This window comes from Streptomyces oceani (assembly GCF_001751245.1).
GTDB lineage: Bacteria > Actinomycetota > Actinomycetes > Streptomycetales > Streptomycetaceae > Streptomyces > Streptomyces oceani.
In genome coordinates this window covers 578,132-597,790 of record NZ_LJGU01000127.1, presented here as the reverse complement: position 1 = coordinate 597,790, position 19,659 = coordinate 578,132, and the positions used below count along the sequence as shown (strand labels likewise).

General features: G+C 71.3%; 16 protein-coding genes and 1 pseudogene. 13 read left to right on the top strand and 4 right to left on the bottom strand.

Going from position 1 to position 19,659, the window contains the following annotated elements; all coding sequences use genetic code 11:
* The first annotated feature begins 19 nt into the window (after positions 1-19).
* From AN216_RS15800 to AN216_RS15760, 9 genes are all read left to right on the top strand, one after another.
* On the top strand, positions 20-1,603 hold the full coding sequence (locus tag AN216_RS15800) for an MFS transporter (RefSeq protein WP_079166624.1): 1,584 nt from the start codon (positions 20-22) through the stop codon (positions 1,601-1,603).
* 24 nt (positions 1,604-1,627) lie between these two features.
* Positions 1,628-1,828 (top strand): ribbon-helix-helix protein, CopG family, encoded by a 201-nt coding sequence (locus AN216_RS15795; protein WP_070197272.1) that lies wholly within the window; start codon positions 1,628-1,630, stop codon positions 1,826-1,828.
* The gene (locus AN216_RS15790) at positions 1,825-2,211 is read left to right on the top strand and encodes a type II toxin-antitoxin system death-on-curing family toxin (RefSeq protein WP_070197271.1); all 387 of its coding nucleotides are present in this window, start codon (positions 1,825-1,827) and stop codon (positions 2,209-2,211) included. The genes AN216_RS15795 and AN216_RS15790 overlap by 4 nt, the downstream gene beginning before the upstream one ends.
* A gap of 93 nt (positions 2,212-2,304) precedes the next feature.
* On the top strand, positions 2,305-3,210 hold the full coding sequence (locus tag AN216_RS15785; RefSeq protein ID WP_070197270.1) for a LysR family transcriptional regulator: 906 nt from the start codon (positions 2,305-2,307) through the stop codon (positions 3,208-3,210).
* Positions 3,211-3,356: 146 nt separating this feature from the next.
* Positions 3,357-3,926 carry a cysteine dioxygenase family protein gene (locus AN216_RS15780; protein WP_070197269.1) on the top strand — a complete coding sequence of 190 codons (570 nt, stop codon included), beginning with the start codon at positions 3,357-3,359 and terminating at the stop codon, positions 3,924-3,926.
* On the top strand, positions 3,926-5,194 hold the full coding sequence (locus AN216_RS15775) for a YeiH family protein (RefSeq protein ID WP_079166623.1): 1,269 nt from the start codon (positions 3,926-3,928) through the stop codon (positions 5,192-5,194). The genes AN216_RS15780 and AN216_RS15775 overlap by 1 nt, the downstream gene beginning before the upstream one ends.
* A 267-nt stretch (positions 5,195-5,461) precedes the next feature.
* Positions 5,462-7,237, top strand: a complete 1,776-nt coding sequence (locus tag AN216_RS15770) for a DEAD/DEAH box helicase (RefSeq protein WP_107402001.1) — start codon at positions 5,462-5,464, stop codon at positions 7,235-7,237.
* Between the two features lie 354 nt (positions 7,238-7,591).
* Positions 7,592-8,236, top strand: a complete 645-nt coding sequence (locus tag AN216_RS15765; protein WP_070197268.1) for an IclR family transcriptional regulator — start codon at positions 7,592-7,594, stop codon at positions 8,234-8,236.
* A gap of 105 nt (positions 8,237-8,341) precedes the next feature.
* Positions 8,342-9,160: a S16 family serine protease gene (locus AN216_RS15760; protein WP_070197267.1), complete on the top strand. Its 819-nt coding sequence runs from the start codon at positions 8,342-8,344 to the stop codon at positions 9,158-9,160.
* 24 nt (positions 9,161-9,184) lie between these two features.
* Here AN216_RS15760 and AN216_RS15755 read toward each other — a convergent pair whose 3' ends face one another.
* Both AN216_RS15755 and hppD read right to left on the bottom strand, forming a co-directional pair.
* Positions 9,185-10,552 (bottom strand): FAD-binding oxidoreductase, encoded by a 1,368-nt coding sequence (locus tag AN216_RS15755; RefSeq protein ID WP_070197266.1) that lies wholly within the window; start codon positions 10,550-10,552, stop codon positions 9,185-9,187.
* Positions 10,553-10,760: 208 nt separating this feature from the next.
* Positions 10,761-11,906 carry a 4-hydroxyphenylpyruvate dioxygenase gene (gene hppD / locus AN216_RS15750; RefSeq protein WP_070197265.1) on the bottom strand — a complete coding sequence of 382 codons (1,146 nt, stop codon included), beginning with the start codon at positions 11,904-11,906 and terminating at the stop codon, positions 10,761-10,763.
* A gap of 133 nt (positions 11,907-12,039) precedes the next feature.
* Here hppD and AN216_RS15745 point away from each other — a divergent pair, with 133 nt between their 5' ends.
* The gene (locus AN216_RS15745) at positions 12,040-12,513 is read left to right on the top strand and encodes an Lrp/AsnC family transcriptional regulator (RefSeq protein WP_070197264.1); all 474 of its coding nucleotides are present in this window, start codon (positions 12,040-12,042) and stop codon (positions 12,511-12,513) included.
* 262 nt (positions 12,514-12,775) lie between these two features.
* Here the strand turns inward: AN216_RS15745 and AN216_RS30250 are convergent.
* Positions 12,776-13,195 (bottom strand): annotated as a pseudogene (locus tag AN216_RS30250) (SsgA family sporulation/cell division regulator); the annotation flags it as partial.
* Between the two features lie 562 nt (positions 13,196-13,757).
* Between AN216_RS30250 and AN216_RS15735 the strand changes: the two are divergent.
* Both AN216_RS15735 and AN216_RS15730 read left to right on the top strand, forming a co-directional pair.
* Complete coding sequence (locus AN216_RS15735) at positions 13,758-15,353, top strand: RDD family protein (protein ID WP_070197263.1); 1,596 nt, start codon at positions 13,758-13,760, stop codon at positions 15,351-15,353.
* A gap of 181 nt (positions 15,354-15,534) precedes the next feature.
* Positions 15,535-16,212, top strand: coding sequence for an RDD family protein (locus tag AN216_RS15730; RefSeq protein ID WP_070197262.1), 678 nt, complete (start codon positions 15,535-15,537; stop codon positions 16,210-16,212).
* An 89-nt stretch (positions 16,213-16,301) separates the two neighbouring features.
* On the opposite strand, the gene AN216_RS15725 is transcribed toward AN216_RS15730, so the two are convergent.
* Positions 16,302-16,640, bottom strand: a complete 339-nt coding sequence (locus AN216_RS15725) for a hypothetical protein (protein WP_070197261.1) — start codon at positions 16,638-16,640, stop codon at positions 16,302-16,304.
* A gap of 297 nt (positions 16,641-16,937) precedes the next feature.
* On the opposite strand from AN216_RS15725, the gene AN216_RS15720 reads away from it, so the two are divergent.
* Positions 16,938-19,385: an immune inhibitor A domain-containing protein gene (locus AN216_RS15720; protein ID WP_420855741.1), complete on the top strand. Its 2,448-nt coding sequence runs from the start codon at positions 16,938-16,940 to the stop codon at positions 19,383-19,385.
* Positions 19,386-19,659 lie beyond the last annotated feature (274 nt).

Genomic DNA, 19,659 nt, shown 5'->3' with positions numbered 1-19,659 from the left:
ACCCGTACGGTTGTCCTCTGTGACGGCATTCCAGGACGATTACGACGGCCCGCCGACCGCGGTGGAACGGCCCGGCGCCACCGGACCGGAGGCGCGGCGCGTACCGGGCGCTCCGGCGGCGCACGCCGAGGGCGGGTGGGCGCTCGAGCCTGGACGGGCGGCGTCGCCGGGGGAGTGGCCGGCCGCGGAACGCACCGTGCTCAGTGCCGCCTACCGGGCGCTGACTCTCGGGATCGTCTCGGTCGTGCTGCTGATCGCCTTCGAGGCGACCGCGGTCGGCACGGCTATGCCGGTGGCGGCGGACGAGTTGAACGGCGTCTCGCTGTACGCCTTCGCGTTCTCCGCGTTCTTCACCACGAGCCTTCTCGGTATCGCCGTGTCCGGCCAGTGGGCCGACCGGCGGGGGCCGTTGCCGCCGCTGGCCACCGGGATCGCGGCGTTCGCCGTGGGTCTGGTGCTCTCCGGTACGGCCACCGCGATGTGGGTATTCGTGCTGGGCCGAGCGGTGCAGGGGATCGGCGGCGGGCTGGTGATCGTGGCGCTGTACGTCACGGTGAGCCGGGCGTATCCGGAGCGGCTGCGTCCGGCGGTGATGGCGGCGTTCGCCGCGTCCTGGGTGGTGCCGTCCATCGTGGGGCCGTTGCTGGCCGGCACGGTGACCGAAACCCTCGGCTGGCGCTGGGTTTTCCTGGGCATACCGGTGCTGGTCGTGCTGCCGCTGGCGGTGATGCTGCCGGCGTTGCGCAGCCGGGCGTCCGGACCGCCGGAGGGTGGCGACGCCTCGGCGCCGCTGGACCGGCGCCGGCTGCGGTTCGCGGTGGCGGTGGCGGTGGGCGCGGGTCTGTTGCAGTACGCCGGGCAGGAGTTGACCCCGCTCGCGGCGGTGCCGGCGGTGCTTGGCGTGGTGTTGCTCGTGCCCGCGGCGCTGCGGCTGTTGCCGCCGGGTACGTTCCGGGCGGCGCGGGGGTTGCCGGCGGTGGTGTTGCTGCGGGGGATGGCCGCGGGTTCGTTCATCGTGACGGAGAGCTTCATACCGCTCACCCTGGTCACCCAGCGGGGACTCTCGGTGACCCTGGCCGGGCTGACCCTGGCGGCGGGCGGCGGCACCTGGGCGCTGGGTTCGTTCACCCAGTCCCGGGCACGGATGGAGCCGTACCGGGAGCGGCTGGTGCGGCTCGGGATGGTACTGGTCACGGGGGCGATCGCGTACGTACCGATGGTGCTCGTCCCGAGCGTGCCGGTGTGGACGCTGGCCGTCACCATGGCGGTCGGCTGCTTCGGGATGGGGCTGGTCATCTCGTCCACGAGCGTGCTGTTGCTGCAGCTCTCCGCTCCGGGGGAGGCCGGTGACAACTCGGCCGCGTTGCAGACCTCCGACGGTCTGTCGAACATCGTGCTGCTGGCGGCCACCGGTGCGGCCTTCGCGGCGCTGGGCGGGGGAGAGGTGAGCGTGGCGCACGCGGGCCCGGCGGCTGGTACGGAGGGCGGGGCGCAGCCGTTGGCCTTCGTCGCGGTGTACGCCCTGGCGGCGGTGGTGGCGGCGGTCGGGATCGTGGTGGCGGGACGGCTGCGGCAGCGGGGCGAGCACGCGGTACCGTCGTGACCCCGTGGTTGGTACCGTTCTGGTATGGCGATGAACCTACGTCTCGACGATGACCGAGCGGAAGCCCTGAAGGCCCAGGCTGACCTGGAGGGGCGCAGCATGCACGCCATAGTGCTCCGGGCGGTGGACGACTACTTGGTGAGGAACGCCCGTGAGGCCATGGTGCGGGACACGGCCATCGGTCAAGCCGCCAAGTGGCGTGAGCTGATGGATCGACTGAAGTGACGCCGTTCTACCTGACCGCTGAGGAGGTCCTGGCGGTCGCGGCGCACGCCTGTGACGACATGCAGGTCCTGCTTCGGGACGGCGGCCTGCTGGAGTCCGCGGTGCACCGTCCGGCTGCGGAGATGTTCGGCGAGGAGGCGTACGCGGATCTGATCGAGAAGGGCGCGGCCCTGCTGCAGTCGCTGGCGATCAACCGTCCGTTCGTGGACGGTAACAGGCGTACGGCCTGGCTGTCCTGTGTGACCTTCTTGGCGATCAACGGAGTGGAACTGCGTCCGGACATCGACGCCGCTGAACGTCTCGTCGTGCGGGTGGCGACCGGAGAGATGCGAGAGGTGAAGGAGATCGCCGACAGCTTGCGGGAGCTTCGGCAGGACGCCTGAGGTGGTGCGTCACCGAAGGGGGCGAGCTTCCCTGAGATCAAGCTCCAGTGAGAGCATTATGCTCATACTCCAAATTCTGCTTATGCTTCAGTCATGTTCGACTCGCGGCACATCCGGACCTTCGACGAGGTGGTGCGCTCCGGCTCGTACTCCGCGGCTGCCCGGGCGCTCGGCTACACCCAGCCGGCGATCACCCAGCAGATGAAGGCCCTGGAACGGGCCGTGGGCACCCCGCTGTTCATCCGGGCGGGTCGGCGGATGCGGCTGACGGAGGCGGGCGAGGCGCTGTCCCGGCATGCCGAGGTGATCCTGGGCAGCATCGCGGCCGCGCAGCAGCAGATGACGGCGATCACCGGGCTGCGCGCGGGCCGGGTGCGGATGTGCGCCTTCCCCAGCGCGGGCGCGACGCTGGTGCCGGAGGCGCTGTCCCGACTGGCCGTCGAGCATCCGGGCGTACGGGTCGAACTGCAGGAGAGCGAGCCGCCGGAGTCCCTGGAGCGGGTGGTGCGCGGGGAGTGCGACATCACGCTCGCCTTCACCTACCCGGGACTGCGAGAGCAGGTGCCCGAGGAGCTGGTGGAGATCCCGCTCATGGAGGACCAGCTCACGGTGTTGCTGCCGAACGAGCACCCGATGGCCCGACGGCGCGCGGCGCGGCTGGCGGACCTGTCCGGGGAGCGCTGGATCGCGGGGTGTCTGCGCTGCCGCAGCAACTTCCTGCACGAGTGCGCTGAGTTGGGCTTCGCCCCGGACATCGTCTTCACCACCGACGACATCCTGGTGGTGCAGAGCCTGGTCGCCGAGGGGCTGGGCATCGCGATGATGCCCGGGCTGGTGCTGTCCTTCCTGGTGCACGAGCGGATCACCGGCCGCGCGCTCGACCCGGCGTCCCGCCGGCAGGTGTCCGCGTACGTGCTGCGGGAGCACCTGGAGATCCCGGCCACCGCCCTGCTGCTGGACGCGCTGCGGGAGGGCGCCGCGAACCGGGTCGGCTGCTGAGCCGCCAAGCCGGCGTTTCTCCACGGCGCGGTACGGCCGCCGGGCGGGCCCGGACCGTAACAGCACAGCCGGTCATAAGCGGGGCTTGGAATACGGCCAACAAACCGTCGTTGGACGCGAGAGTGCGGGCGATCCACCCTGAGGGCATGGCCACCTCCACCGAAGCCGCTGTTCCCCGTACGACCGAGCGCCTCTCCGCCCTCGTCGCCGAGGTCCGGGAAGCTGTCGGTCGCGGACTGGCCCCCGACCTCACCGCCTACCTCGTCGGCGAGAAGCTGGCGCCCCACCTGGGCGCCTCCGACCTGCTCACTCCCGAACAGTACGAGGGCGACCCGGCGCAGTACCGCCAGCACCTGCTGCACGCGGAGAGCGACGGCAGCTTCTCCATCGTGGGGCTGGTCTGGCTGCCCGGTCAGGAGACCGCCGTACACGATCACGTGTCCTGGTGCGTCACCGGCGTGCACCAGGGCGAGGAGCGGGAACGCCGCTATCGCCTGCTGCCCGCCGAGGGCTCCGGCGCACCGGCGCGGCTGGTGGCCACCGAGGACGTGGTGAACCCGCAGGGCTCGGTGTGCGGCTTCGCCCCGCCCGGGGACATCCACCGGGTGTGGAACGCCTGTTCCGGCAAGGCGGTGTCCCTCCACCTCTACGGCGCCAACATCGCGCGCTTGGGTTCGAGCGTCCGGCGGGTCTACGACCTCCCGGTCGACCGCTGATGCCCGCGCCGGGCGCGCCGTCCGACGGCACACGGCACACCGACACCCGAACCTCGGCCCGTACGCCGGACGGTGCCGCGCCGGGCGGTGCCGACAACAGCACCGGAGCGGCGGCTGCCGCCGGCTCCGTCGAATCCGCCGACCCGGACGCCGACCCCGCCATAACGGGCGCTGAGCCCGCCGCAGACGCCGCTCGGCAGCGCCGGGGCCGCTCGCGGACGCCCCTGCTGGTCCGGGCGCGCGGCGTCCTCCCCGGTCTCGCCCTGGCCGCCGCCGGAGTCGCGGTCGCCGAGGGCGTGCACCTGCTGCTGCCCGGGGTGCCGATGCTGACCGCCGCCGTGGTGCTGGGCATCGCCGCCGCACACCTGCCGGGCGTGCGCGGGTTCGTACGTGACCTGGCGCGGCCCGGTCTCTCGCTGGCCGGGAAACGGCTGATGCGGCTGGGTATCGTGCTGCTCGGTCTACAGCTGAGTCTGCACGACGTGCTGGGCCTCGGCTGGGCCACCGTGCTGATGGTGTGCGTCGTCGTCGCCGTCACCTTCGCCGGCACCCTCTGGTGCGGCCGGAAGCTCGACCTGCGGGGTGACCAGCCGATACTGATCGCCACCGGCTACTCGATCTGCGGTGCCTCCGCGATCGGCGCCGTCAGCGAGGTGCGGAAGAGCGACGAACGGGACGTCGCCACCTCCGTCGCGCTGGTCACCCTGTGCGGGACGCTCGCGATCGCCGTGCTCCCGCTGCTGCACCAGCCCCTGGGCCTCAGCGACATCCAGTTCGGACGCTGGATCGGCGCCGGGGTGCATGACGTGGGGCAGGTGGTGGCGACCGCGCAGACCGCCGGTGGCCCGGCGCTCGCGGACGCCGTGCTGGTCAAGCTGATGCGGGTGATGCTGCTCGCGCCGCTGGTGGCCGCCGTGGTGTTGAACGTACGGAAACGGGCCGCGACCTCGGGCGACGGCTCGACCGCCGACCCGACCGCTGCGGACGGCTCGACCGACGGGACCAAACGGCCGCCGCTGGTGCCGCTGTTCGTCCTCGGCTTCGCCGCGCTCGTCGCCGCCCGCAGCACCGGCTGGGTACCCACGCAGGTGTTGAACGGCGCCAGCGAAGCCAAGGAACTCCTGCTGGCCGCCGCCCTCTTCGGCCTCGGCAGCGCCGTGCACCTGCCGACGCTGGCCCGTACCGGAAAGAAGGTCGCCGCCCTCGGACTGGTCTCCTGGATCGTGGTCGCAGGGGTGTCCTACGCGGGAGTGCTGGCCACCACCTGACCCAGTGGCCCGCGGGTGCGGTGCGGACGGGCTCCGGCGACGGGCTCCGGCGAACCAGCACCACGCACCGGTGAGCCGCCGCGTACCCGCCGTGTGGTGTGCCTCGCACCGTGGCCGAGTCCCGACCTCCGGCTCCGGGCACGGCCGGCGGCGCGGGTACGCTGACCCGGCTGCCCGCTCGTCGGCAGTCGGGTGGCCGACCCGGGCCTGCGGCCCTCGGGCATCGCACGCGAGGCCGGACGAGACCCTGCGACCGCGACGGAGACCGTGACTACCAGCACCCACCTCTCCCCGGCCTTCCCCGGCCGTGCGCCCTGGGGAACGGCCGGCAAGCTGCGCGCCTGGCAGCAGGCCGCCATGGACGCGTACCTGGAGCAACAGCCCCGGGACTTCCTGGCCGTCGCCACCCCCGGCGCCGGTAAGACGACCTTCGCGCTGACCCTCACGTCCTGGCTGCTGCACCACCACGTCGTCCAGCAGGTGACCGTCGTCGCGCCGACCGAGCACCTGAAGAAGCAGTGGGCCGAGGCCGCCGCGCGGATCGGCGTCAAGCTCGACCCGGAGTACAGCAGCGGGCCGGTCGGCCGGGAGTACCACGGGATCGTGGTGACGTACGCCGGGGTGGGCGTGCGCCCCATGCTGCACCGCAACCGCTCGGAGCAGCGCAAGACCCTCGTCATCCTGGACGAGATCCACCACGCCGGGGACAGCCGCTCCTGGGGCGAGGCGGTGCTGGAGGCGTTCGAGCCGGCGACCCGGCGGCTGGCGCTGACCGGCACGCCCTTCCGCTCGGACACCAACCCCATCCCGTTCGTGGAGTACGTCGAGGGCAACGACGGGGTGCGGCGCTCCCGGGCCGACTACACCTACGGCTACGGCACCGCCCTGCAGGACGGCGTGGTGCGCCCGGTGATCTTCCTGTCCTACAGCGGCAACATGCGGTGGCGTACGAAGGCCGGCGACGAGATCGAGGCGAAACTCGGCGAGCCGATGACCAAGGACGCCGTCTCCCAGGCGTGGCGGACCGCGCTGGACGCGCGCGGCGAGTGGGTGCCGGCCGTGCTCCGGGCCGCCGACCAGCGGCTCGGCGAGGTGCGTCGAGCCGTCCCGGACGCCGGCGGGCTGGTGATCGCCGGTGACCAGGACACCGCTCGGGAGTACGCCAAGCTGCTGCGGGAGATCACCGGACACCCGGCTGTCGTGGTGCTCTCCGACGACACCGGCGCCTCGCAGCGGATCGAGGACTTCCGGCACTCCCAGGACCGCTGGATGGTCGCGGTGCGCATGGTCTCGGAGGGGGTGGACGTGCCACGGCTGGCGGTCGGGGTCTACGCCACCACCGTCTCCACGCCGTTGTTCTTCGCCCAGGCGGTGGGGCGCTTCGTGCGGTCCCGGCGACGTGGTGAGACGGCCTCGGTGTTCCTGCCGACGGTGCCGACGCTGCTGACGTACGCGCACGAGATGGAGGTCGAGCGGGACCACGTCCTGGACAAGCCGACCAAGGGCGGCGAGGAGGACCCGTACGCGGTGGAGGAGGAGCTGCTGGCGGAGGCCGAGCGGGAGCAGTCGGAGCCGGACGGGGAGGAGCAACTGCCCTTCGAGGCGTTGGAGTCGGACGCGGTCTTCGACCGGGTGACCTACGACGGCGCGGAGTTCGGCATGCAGGCGCACCCGGGCAGCGAGGAGGAGCAGGACTACCTCGGCATCCCCGGGCTGCTGGAGCCGGACCAGGTGCAACAGCTGCTCCAGAAGCGCCAGGCCCGACAGATCTCGCACAGCCGGAAGAAGCCGGACACCGAGGTCGACCTGCTGGAACTGCCGGCCGATCGGCGGCCCGTGGTCACCCACAAGGAACTCATGGAGCTGCGCCGCGAGTTGAACTCGCTGGTCGGCGCCTACGTCCACCAGAGCGGCAAGCCGCACGGTGTGATCCACAACGAGCTGCGCCGGGTCTGTGGCGGCCCGCCCAGCGCGGAGGCCACGGCCGGTCAGCTGCGCCAGCGGATCGACAAGGTACGGGAGTGGGCGACCCGGATGCGGTGAGGGCCGGGACGGGGGCGCCTCGGGAGGCCGGGCTCGGGGAACGCGGGAGGTGCTGCGGACGCCACGACGCCCCAGCGACCTCCATCCTCGATATGTCGGACATCCCGTATGAAACGGACAAGCGTCAACCGGATTCTGGACAAGCCCTTCCGGTCAGCGGTCACGATCGCTAGGTTTTGCTCACGCACACGCCCGGCGACGTTCCGTCCCCGGCGCGCGGCTGATGATGGCCGCACACGGGCGAGTTCAGTGTCCTTTCGGCCGGCGGCACGCTGTGTGGGTGAGTCCGCTGCCGTCCCCGGCACTCCACGCGTACCCACTCCGGGTGCCGTCGCCGCTGACCCGAGGAGAAGCGTGACCGCCGAGACCTCGCAGACGCTTGACCGGGGACTGCGGGTCCTCAAGCTGCTCGCCGAGACCGATCACGGGCTGACCGTCACCGAGCTGTCCAGCAAGCTGGGCGTGAACCGCACCGTCGTCTACCGGCTGTTGGCCACCCTGGAACAGCACTCGCTGGTGCGCCGGGACCTCGGCGGTCGCTCCCGGGTGGGCCTGGGCGTGCTGCGGCTGGGCCGGCAGGTGCATCCGCTCGTACGGGAAGCGGCCCTGCCCTCGCTGCGTTCGCTCGCCGAGGACGTCGGCGCCACCGCCCACCTCACCCTTGTCGACGGTGCCGACGCGCTGGCGGTGGCCGTCGTGGAGCCGAGCTGGACGGACTACCACGTGGCGTACCGTACGGGCTTCCGGCACGCCCTCGACCGCGGCGCCGCCGGCCGCGCCATCCTGGCGGGCCGGGGGCCCGACGAGGACCTCGGCCCCGGCTATGTGCTCACGCACAGCGAGCTGGAGGCCGGCGCCAGCGGCGCGGCGGCGCCCCTGCTCGGCGTGCTCGGCATCGAGGGCAGCGTCGGTGTGGTGATGCTCGCCGAATCGGTGCCCGACACGGTGGGTCCCCGGGTGGTGGCCGCGGCCCGGGAGGTCGCTGACGCGCTCAGTTGAGCGGGCTCCCGGCGAACGGGTCCGGTGCACCGGCACCACCTACCGGTGAGGCGCAGTGGCACACCGGTGAGTCGTTGTGGCACACCGGTGAACTAGATTCGCCCCATGCGCTCGCTGCCCCCGCTTCCCACGCCGCGCTCGCTGAGCCCGCGCCGCCGTAGGCTCCTCGTCTGCGCGCTGCCGGTGCTCGCGCTGTTCGCGGTCACCGCTGTCGCGCCCCTGCCGTTCTCCGTCGCACAGCCCGGACTCACGGCGGACGTACTGGGCAAGGCGGGCGGGAAGCGGGTCATCACGGTCTCCGGCGGAGAGCGGGCCCGGCCGACGAAGGGCGAGTTGCTCATGACGACGATCGCCGCCACCCCACCGGACGCCGACGTACGCCTGACGGACGTCGTCGACGACTGGTTCGCCAGCGACCGCGCCGTGATGCCCCGGGACTCGGTCTATCCGGTCGGCGACACTCCCGAGGAGGTGCGCGAGCACAACCGCGCGGAGATGGACGAGAGCCAGCATGTCGCGATTCGTGCCGCACTGCGCCAACTGGGCATGTCGCCCTCGGAGGTACGGGTCAAGCTGCGACTCAGCGAGGTCGGCGGCCCCAGCGCGGGGCTGCTGTTCAGCCTCGGCATCATCGACAAGCTGGACGGCGACGGCGCCGGCGGTGACCTCACCGGCGGCCGTACGATCGCGGGCACCGGCACCATCGAGGCGAACGGCGAGGTAGGTCCGGTGGGCGGGGTGCCGCTGAAGACCAAGGCGGCCAAGCGGGACGGCGCGACCGTGTTCCTGGTGCCGGAGGCGGAGTGCGCGGACGCCCGGTCCGAGAAGCCGGACGGGCTGCGGCTGGTGCCGGTCAGCACCCTGGACGGGGCGGTGGACTCGCTGAAGGCGCTGAAGGACGGCGGCGAGGTGCCGAGTTGTTGAAGCCGTACGGGCCGTGGGTGACCGTCAGAACAACTTGCCGGGGTTGAGCAGCCCCAACGGGTCGAAGACCTGCTTGATGCCGCGCTGCAACTCCAGCCCCACCGGGCCGATCTCCCGAGCCAGCCACTCCTTCTTCAGCACCCCGACCCCGTGCTCGCCGGTGATGGTGCCGCCCAGCTCCAGGCCCAGGGCCATGATCTCGTCGAAGGACTCCCGGGCACGCCGGGCCTCGTCCTCGTCGGTCGGGTCGAAGCAGACGATCGGGTGCGTGTTGCCGTCCCCCGCGTGCGCGCAGGAACCCACCGTGAGGCCGTACTTCTCGCCGATGGCCTGGGCGCCGTCCAGCATCGCCGCCAACTGCCCGCGTGGCACGCACACGTCGTCGATCAGCGTGGTGCCGGTCACCTTCTCCAGCGCCACCAGCGCCAACCGTCGGGCCTGCAAGAGCATCTCGGACTCCGCCGGATCATCCGCGGGCAGCACCTCGCTCGCCCCGGCGGCGGCGCACAGCTCCCCCACGGCCGCCAGCTCGCCCGCTGGTTCGGGGGAGTCGAAGGCCGCGAGCAGCAGCGCCTCGGTGGACTCCGGCAGGCCCATCCGCGCCATGTCGTTGACCGCGCGCAGCGTGGTGCGGTCCATGATCTCCAGCAGGGAGGGCGCGTGTCCCCGCTCCATGATCCGGCAGACCGCCTCGCCGGCGCTCGCCATCGTGGGGAACTCGGCGGCCACCACGAGCTGCTGCGGCGGCTGGGGACGTAGCGCCAGCGTGGCCCGTACGACGATGCCCAGGCTGCCCTCGGAACCGACCAGCAGCCGGGTCAGGTCGTAGCCGGCGACGCCCTTGACGGTGCGTCGGCCGGTGGACATCAGTCGGCCGTCGGCGAGCACCACGTCCAGGCCCAGGACGTACTCCGCGGTCACGCCGTACTTCACACAGCACAGGCCGCCGGAGGCGGTGCCGATGTTCCCGCCGATGGTGCACTCCTCCCAACTGGAGGGGTCCGGCGGGTAGAACAGGCCGTGCTCGCCCACCGCGCGGGACAGCGTCGCGTTGACCACCCCTGGTTCCACGACGGCGATCCGCTCCACCGGGTCGATCTCCAGGATCTGGTTCATCCGCAGCATGGACAGCACGATGCAGCCCTCGGTGGCGGTCGCGCCGCCGGACAGGCCCGTACGCGCCCCCTGCGGAACGACCGGCACCCGCAGCTCGGTGGCGGTGCGCATCGTGTGCCGCACCTCCTCGACAGTGCGCGGGAGCACGAGCACCGCCGCCGCCCCGGCTTCGCAGAAGCCCGCCATGTCCTGCGCGTACGACCGCAGTACGTCCGGGTCGGTGACGACGGCGTCGGCGGGCAGTCCGGCCCGAAGCTGTTCGAGGAGCGTGCTCATCCCGGCAGCTTTGCACTCGACGGGGCGCTGGGCAACAGACTGTGTTTGTCGGCCACGGAGTCGGCCACGGAGTCGGCCACGGAGTCGGCCACGGAGTCGGCCACGGAGCCGGCCACGGAGCCGGCCACGGACGTACGCGCCACCCGCCGCTGCCGGCGGGACCGGGCGTGCGGGCGGCGCCTACGCGGGCGGGGCGGGCCGTTGGCCGTCAGAGGTTGCCGCGGGCGTCCTGTTCCCGCTCGATCGCCTCGAACAGGGCCTTGAAGTTGCCCTTGCCGAAGCCCATCGAGCCGTGCCGCTCGATCATCTCGAAGAAGACGGTGGGCCGGTCCTGCACCGGCTTGGTGAAGATCTGCAGGAGGTAGCCGTCCTCGTCCCGGTCGGCGAGGATCTTGTTCTCCCGGAGCACGTCGATCGGCACCCGGGTCTCGCCGACCCACTCGCCGAGCGTGTCGTAGTACGAGTCCGGCACGTCCAGGAACTGCACCCCGGCCGCGCGCATGGCCTGCACGGTGGCCACGATGTCGTTCGTGGCCAGTGCCATGTGCTGGACGCCCGGGCCGCCGTAGAACTCCAGGTACTCGTCGATCTGGGACTTCTTCTTGCCCAGCGCCGGCTCGTTGATCGGGAACTTCACCTTCTTGGTGCCGTCCGCGACCACCTTGGACATCAGCGCGGAGTACTCGGTGGCGATGTCGTCACCGACGAACTCCTTCATGTTGGTGAAGCCCAGGACCTTGTTGTAGAAGGCCACCCACTCGTTCATCCTGCCCAGCTCGACATTGCCCACGCAGTGGTCGATGGCCTGGAAGAAGCGCTTGCGCGGCGGTTCGACGATCGGAGCGGCCGGCACGAAGCCGGGCAGGTAGGCGCCCGAGTAACCGTCGCGTTGGACGAGGGTGTGCCGCACCTCGCCGTAAGTGGCGATGGCGGCGAGCAGCACCGTGCCGTGCTCGTCCCGCGCCTCGTGCGGCTTCTCCAGGCCCGTCGCGCCGTGCTCGGTGGCGTAGGCGTACGCGGCGCGTACGTCCGGCACCTCGATCGCGAGGTCGACGACGCCGTCCCCGTGGGCGGCGACATGCTGCTGGAGGAATCGCCCGTGCTCGGTGGCGGGCTTGACGACGGAGGTGAAGACGAAACGGGCGGACCCGGACTCGAGAACGTAACTGGCGGTCTCCCGGCTGCCGTTCTCCGGTCCGGAGTAGGCCACCAGCCGCATGCCGAAAGCGGTGGAGTAGTAGTGCGCGGCCTGTTTGGCGTTGCCCACGGCGAAGACGACCGCGTCCATCCCGTGCACCGGGAAGGGGTCGGCCTGCCGGGCGGTGTCGGGCGTTGTGTGCGTGGTCTCAGTCATGTTCGAAGGTTCCCGCCCATTCACAAGGTGCGCAATAGTTTGCGTTTGTACTGGGCAATATGCATGACGGAAGCGCGATAATCATGGTCTATCTGTGCAGGATGCTCAATGAAAGCAGACGGAGGGACCCGAGATGGCGATCGATCAGCTGGACGGGCGGCTGCTGCGGCTGCTGGCGGAGCAGCCGCGCATCGGGGTGCTCGAGGCGTCCCGGCGGCTCGGGGTCGCCCGCGGGACGGTGCAGGCGCGACTGGACCGGCTCCAGTCGACGGGCGTCATCCGCGGGTTCGGACCGGATGTCGACCCGAAGGCCCTGGGTTATCCGGTGACCGCCTTCGCCACCCTGGAGATCAAGCAGGGCCAGGGCGCGGACGTACGCACCCACCTCGCCGGTGTCCCGGAGGTGCTGGAGCTGCACACCACCACCGGGCACGGCGACATGCTCTGCCGGCTGGTCGCCCGGTCGAACGCCGACCTGCAGCGGGTGATCGACCGGGTGGTGGGCTTCGAGGGCATCGTGCGCGCCTCGACGGCCATCGTGATGGAGAACCCGGTGCCGCTGCGTGTCGTCCCGCTGGTGCGTCAGGCGGCCGCTGCGGAAGGATGAGCCGGGAGCCGGATCCCGCGCGGAGCGCGGCGGCCGGTCGCCGTCCCGAACCGCCCACTCAACTGTCCCGCTCGTCCGGCCTCGGGGACCTGGGCGAGCGGCGGGGCTTGCGCGCCTCGCGGGGCGACCGGCGGGGCTTGCGCGCCTCCCGGGGCTTGAGCAGTTCGGGGGGTGCGTGGGACTTGTGCGGCTCACGGGTTCCGGAAGCCTCACGGGCCCCGTGGGACGCGTCCTCCGCGCGGGAGTCGGCACCCGGGTGAGCATCGTCCGGAGCGTCGGAGAGCAGCGTGGCCAGCTCCTCGTCGAAGTCGACCGTCTCCGCCTCGCTACCGGGCGGCACGAGCCTCGTGATGCGCTCCAACCAGGCGGCGACCGTCACCGTCGGTGCCTCCAGCAACGCGTCGCCGTCCGGTGAGGACAGCGCCACACACAGGACGTTGTGCGCGTTCACGGTGGCCGGCCACACCCGTACGTCCCCGTGGCCGCAAGGCCGGAACACCCCCTCGATCAACAACTCCCGGGAGAACGTCCAGTGCACGGGGATCTCCGAGCCGGTATGGAAGGTGAAGTGCACCGCGTACGGGTCGTCGGTGCGGTAGCTGAGCCGGGCCGGGACCGGGACGCCGCGCTCCGGCGACAGCATCAGTCGAAGCTCCAGCTCCCGTTCGATCGTGGTGTGCATGGCATGTCCCTCACTGCTCGTCGGTACGTCCCCGTGCTCGGGGGCGCACGGGAGAGAGGGCCCGCGGCGGACATCCTTACGCGGTTTCGGCGTCCGTTTTCCCGCGCGCCGTGGCGGCTCGAATCCGGGCAGCCCGCCCCGAGCCCGTGCCCATGCCCGTGCCCGTGCCCGACCGAGTGAGCGCGGCGAGTACGCGCACAGGTCAACGCATCCGGTGCGCCGCGCTGGTCCTCCCGCACCGACCTCCCCCGGCCGACTGCCACATGGCCCGCGCGGCAAGCGCGCACCGCGTGACGTAGCGCCACCTAGCGAACGCGCGGGGTGCGGTGCCGGTCACGCTTCCGGTCTCGCGCCGGCCTCTTCACCCTGCTCCGGCGTTTTTCGCTACTGTCCTCCTTGGAAAGTCGGAGGCGCGCGTCCGCTCGCCCCGGCAGATACGACGCGCGGTACACCGCCCGGACAGCGTCGGGGTCCGGCGCGCTCGCGGACGTGTGCCGGGGTCCTCGGGACAGCAGCCCGGCGGCCAGGACAAGTGTGGTGTTGGTGATGGGAGTTGGCGACAGTGGTCTCCACTGGTAGCAGCGGAGAAACGCCCCGTTCGGGGTACTACCCCGATCCCTCGATTCCTGGGTACATCCGGTACTGGGACGGCTTGTCCTGGGTGCCGGGCACCAGTCGTCCCGAGCCGGGGGAGGGCGAACCCTTCCCCGAAGCGCCCCGTCGGGCCAGTGGCGGTGGCGGCTCAGGCGGTAGGTATCCGACCTCCGCGACGGTCGGGGGCACCGGAGAGGCGGGCGCCCCCGGCGGCTCCCCGGAGGGGCCAGCAGCCGCCGGGCAGCCCGAATCCCTGGGGGAAGCTCACGACTCGGGCGACGCTCTCCCGGAACAGCGTCCCAGCGGAGAGATGCTGCCGCATGAGCCGGTGGCCGACTGGGACGATCCACGCCGGCTGCACGGCGACCGTCCGCAGGCCGCAAACGCCTGGCAGCCAGACGCTGGTGCCGCTGGTGCTGGCCCCGCTGGCCCGGCCGGGGCCGCCGATCCGCGCGGCGGCTCCTGGGGCCGTACGGACGACGACACCGGCACGCCGGACGGCGGCACCACGGACCTGAGCTGGCAGCCGAACCTGGCGTCCGCCCTCCCCGGAGACCCGGGCGGAGGTGGGCCCCAGCCGGACCCGGAGCTTCCCGGCAGCTCTCCGAACCCCTACGGCCCCCAGAACCCCCAGAACCCCCAGAACCCCCAGGGGGGCGTGCCACCGGGCGCGTCGGACACCGTGGGCTTCCGGCTGCCGCGGGGCCAAGCGGAGGCGGGCGCCTCGGCGCCGAACGCGGACCAGACCGTGGGCTTCCGGCTGCCGCGGGGCGGGCAGCAGCCCGCTCCCGGTGACTCCGCACCGCCCGCACGCCCCGAACACACCGTCGGGCTGCGGCGTTCCGAGCTCCTCGGCGGCGGCGACCAGACGGCGCGGAGCGCAGGGACCCAGCCGCCCCTGTCCGGCCAGCCGCCGTACGCCGGCCCGCCCGAGCAGCAGGGGGCCGCGCGTCCGCCGTGGGAAGCGCAGGCGCCCGACCCGGCCGAGCAGCCGCTGCCGGGTGGCCCCGGCGCTCCGGAAGGGGTCACACCCTGGCGCCCGCCGGTCTCCGACCCGTTCCTGCGCGCGGCGCAACAACAGGCCCGCCCCGCCGGGTTGGGCCGCCGGCTGGGTGCCCGATTGGTGGACGCCCTGGTGGTGTTCGGGGTGACCGGTGCGGTCGCGTTCCCCTTCGTGGGCAAGGCCACCGACCATGTGCGGGAGCAGATCGACGCCGCCGAACTGGCCGGCGAGACCCGGCAGGTCTGGCTCGTGGACGGCACGACGGGCGGCTACCTGGCCCTGGTGATCGGTGTCTTCCTGCTCGTCGGCCTGCTCTACGAGGCGCTGCCGACCGCGCGCTGGGGACGTACGCTCGGCAAGAGGCTGTTCGGGGTGCGGGTGCTCGACATCGAGCAGCAGGACACCGTGGAGACCTCGGCCGCGCTCTCGCGCTGGTTGGCGTTCAGCGTGCTGGCCCTGTTGGCGGTCGGCGTGGTGAACGCGGCGTGGTGTCTGTTCGACCGTCCCTGGCGTCAGTGTTGGCACGACAAGCTGGCGCGGACGTTCCTGGCGCGCGATTAGCGGCGGAGGAGCCGTGCCGTGACGAGCCGTGCCGTGCGGGCTTCGCGGGGGCGGTGCCGGCGTCCGCCACGCCGCGGTGATCCGCACGGCCCGGCGTGGTACGCCGACCGCCCGGTGCCGCGCGTCCCCCTGATGGACGGTGCGGGATGCGACCCGTACGGGCGCGCGGTCCACTCGTCCCATGAGTACCGACGATCCGGACAACGACCCGTTCCGGAAACCGCCACCCCGTGACTCACCGGGCCAACCACCGCCCGGTTCACCCTACGGAGATCCGCCGCCACCGCCCGCCCCTGGCGCGGGAGGCTACAACAGTCCGGGCGCGGGGGATTACGGTCCCGGTCCCAGCGCGGGTGGCTACGGCGGTGGTTCGCCGTACGGCCAGAACCCCTACGGCTCGGCGACGGGTCCGGGCGATCCGCTCGCCGGTATGGCGCCGCTGGCGGCGCGGGGCAAGCGGCTGCTGGCCCGGATCATCGACGCGCTGCTGATCGGCATCCCGCTGGGGATCATCGCGGGACTGGCCGTCGGCTTCGACTACGACGACACCAACGGCACCTTCTGGCAGGGCGGTCTCTACACCCTGGTGTACTTCGTCTACGAGGGCCTGATGCTGTCCAGGTCGGGCCAGACGGTCGGGAAGATGGCGATGAACATCCGGGTCGCGATGCTCCAGGACGGTGCCGTGCCGGCCGGCTCTCCCGCCTGGAGCAGAGCGGCGGTCTATCAACTGCCGACGCTCGTGCCGTGCTTCGGGTCGATCTTCTGGCTGATCAACGTGCTCTACTGCACCTGGGACCAGCCGTTTCGCCAGTGCCTGCACGACAAGGCGGCGCGGACCGTGGTGGTCGTGGCATGACGCGATGAGGGTCCGATCGCCCGCCGCACCGTTGGCGGGGGCCGGCGACGGAGAGATGACCTCGGGTCGACGTGGCGCCAGGCGGTGACTCAGCGCCCGTGGGCTACCGGCACGAGGCGGTCGGCGGTGGCACCGCTCTCCGAGCCGGCCGTGACGCTCGTGGCGGCGATCGTCGGAGAGGCTGGCGTCGTTCGCGCTGTCTGCGCTGCCGGAGCGGCTCCGGTGACGGAATGGCCGGCGCGCCGCGGGCGTACGGCACGGGTCAGCGGGGCGCGTACGGCGACCAGCAGTCCGAGGGCCAGCGACAGTACGGCGATCAGCGTCACCGCCGGGCCGGAGGTGGCGCCGGTGACCAACAGCAGGGCGAGGGTGGAGCAGACGACGGTGACCGAACCATAGGCGAGTTGAGCGGGGGTCGGACGCGGCATGGCGGAATCCGTCCTGGGGAGGCTGTCGGGATATGGAGTCGCTGCGAGGCCTGAATCGGCGTGCCGTCGAACGACTCTACGGTGCGAACTGCCCGCTCGGTAGCGGCGTAAGCGTGAGGCGGGCCACGCCACGGTTGCACGGGGGGCGCACGGGCGCATGACTGACCGGCACTCAGGCAGAAACGGGCGCGCAACCACATCGTTGTGGTCCGAGTCGACAGAGGTCTGTCTTTTCCGGCGTCACTCCGGTCGAATACGTCCCGTCATGTCACCGCGTTCGCAGGGAGACACCAACAGGTGAAGAACAGACGGAGATCCAGGAGACCCAGACCGGCGGTGGTGGCCACGGCCGCCGCGGCGCTCGGAGCGGCGATGCTGCTGCCCGTCACGGCCGCGGAGGCGCAGCCGCAGCCCTCAGCCAGCCCTGGCAGCCCTGGCAGCCCTGCCAGTACAGCCGGCCCCCAGGCCGGGGAGGGCGCGAAGGCCGCGGAGGGCGCGCGCGGGGCCGACGCCGGGCAGGCGCAGCAGGGGAAGGCCGGCGGGTCCGCCGACAACCTCGACGGACCGTTCAGCGCCAAACAGCGCGCGGAACGCCAGGCCGCGTTGAAGAAGCTGGCAGCGGGCGAGGGCAACCAGGACGGCGCGAAGACGCTGTCGCGGGACGGCTCCAAGGTGATGAAGCTCGGCGAGGGCAAGTACGTCGAACTGGCCCGGGAGAAGACCGACAAGATCTTCACGATCCTGGTCGAGTTCGGGGACAAGGTGGATCCCGAGTACGGCGGCAAGCCCGGTCCCGCGCACAACGAGATCGAGAAGCCGGACCGGGAGAAGGACAACTCGACGTACTGGAAGAAGGACTTCAGCAAGGAGCACTTCGAGCAGCTGTACTTCGGCGAGGACACCGAGGACTCGCTCAAGAGCTACTACGAGAAGCAGTCCTCCGGTCGCTACTCCGTCGAGGGCACCGTCTCCGACTGGGTCAAGGTCGACTACAACGAGGCCCGGTACGGCTCCAACTACTGCGGCGACACCAACTGCCCCACCGTCTGGGACGCCATCCGGGACGGTGTGACCGTCTGGGTGGAGGAGCAGAAGGCGGACGGCAAGAGCGACGCCGAGATCGCCAAGCTGCTGGCGGAGTACGACAAGTGGGACCGTTACGACTTCGACGAGGACGGCGAGTTCAACGAGCCGGACGGCTACATCGACCACTTCCAGTTCATTCACGCCGGCGAGGACGAGTCCGCCGGCGGAGGCGAGCAGGGCGAGAACGCGATCTGGGCACACCGCTGGTACGCCTACGGCACCGACGCGGGGCACACCGGACCGGAGGACAACAAGGCCGGCGGCACCGAGATCGGGAACACCGGCATCTGGGTCGGTGACTACACCGCACAGCCGGAGAACGGCGGACTCGGCGTCTTCGCCCACGAGTACGGTCACGACCTCGGGTTGCCCGACCACTACGACACCTCGGGCAAGGGCGAGAACTCGGTGGGCTTCTGGTCCCTGATGGCCTCCGGCTCCTGGCTGAACAAGGGCAAGGACGCCATCGGCGACTCGGCCGGTGACCTGAGCGCCTGGGACAAGTTCCAGTTGGGCTGGCTGGACTACGAGACCGCCGAGGCGGCCACCAAGTCCCGGCACAAGCTCGGCTATCAGAACTACCAGACGAAGAACCCGCAGGCGCTGCTCGTTGAGTTGCCGAAGAAGCGAGTCACCACCACCATCACCAAGCCAGCCGAGGGCACCAAGCAGTGGTGGAGCGGCAGTGGCGACGATCTGCGCAACACCCTCACCCGCTCGGTCGACCTGACCGGCAAGTCCGGTGCCACGCTGGATCTCCAGGGCTGGTGGGACATCGAGGAGAACTACGACTTCCTCTACACCGAGGTCTCCACGGACGGCGGCGCCAGTTGGGTGCCACTGGACGGCACGGTGGACGGCGAGCCGCTGCCTCGGGACGGTGGCGACCGGCCCGCGCTGCACGGCTCCTCGGAGAGTTACCGGGACCTCTCCTTCCCCCTGGACGACTACGCGGGCGAGAAGTTCGACATTCGCTTCCGCTATCTGACGGACGGTGGAGTGGCGCAGAAGGGTTTCGCGGCGGACGCCATCTCGATCACGGCGGACGGCGAGAAGCTCTTCGAGGACGGCGCCGAGGCCGATGACAACGGCTGGACGAAGGACGGCTTCTCGCGCATCGAGGAGTCCTTCACCAAGGACTACGAGCAGTTCTACGTCGCCGCGAACCGCCAGCACGTGTCGTACGACAAGGCGCTCGCGCACGGCCCGTACAACTTCGGCTGGACGTCCACGAAGCCTGACTGGGTGGAGCGGTACGGCTACCAGACCGGGCTGCTCATCTGGCTCTGGGACACCTCGCAGAAGGACAACAACGTCGGCGTTCATCCTGGTGAGGGCCTTCTGCTGCCGGTCGACGCGCATCCCGAGCCGGAGCGCTGGGAGGACGACAGCCTGATGCGCAACCGGGTGCAGGCGTACGACTCGACCTTCAGCTGGTACCCGTCCGGCGGGATGAAGCTGCACAAGGACGGCGAGGCGCGGCAGGTCATGCCGAAGTTCGGGAAGCCGGTGTTCGACGACCGGAAGGGGACGTACTGGGATGAGGACAACCCCACCGCCGGGGTGAAGGTGCCGGACACCAACACGCGGATCTCCATCCTCCGACAGCCCGCGAGCGGGAAGACGATCACCGTCGGAGTGGGACCCTCCACAAACTGATTTGCATCGTTGCAGGTCAAAACATGATCGGCCGCTGCCCCCTAGCGGGCAGCGGCCGATCGCGTTATAGATGCCTGCACAAGGTTCTTCTGACACCGGTCCACGGGGGAGATGTTGATCATGACTGGAGGCGGTTTCGTCCAGTTGCCGGACGGCAGCGTGATCGTCGCGTTGTCACTGCCACGCCCGACCGCGCCACGCGCCGCCGCCGGGCCGCGCGCGCAGGTGGCCGCCCGTCCGCAGAGCGCGTCCAGGCCCACCGTGGTGGAGGCGC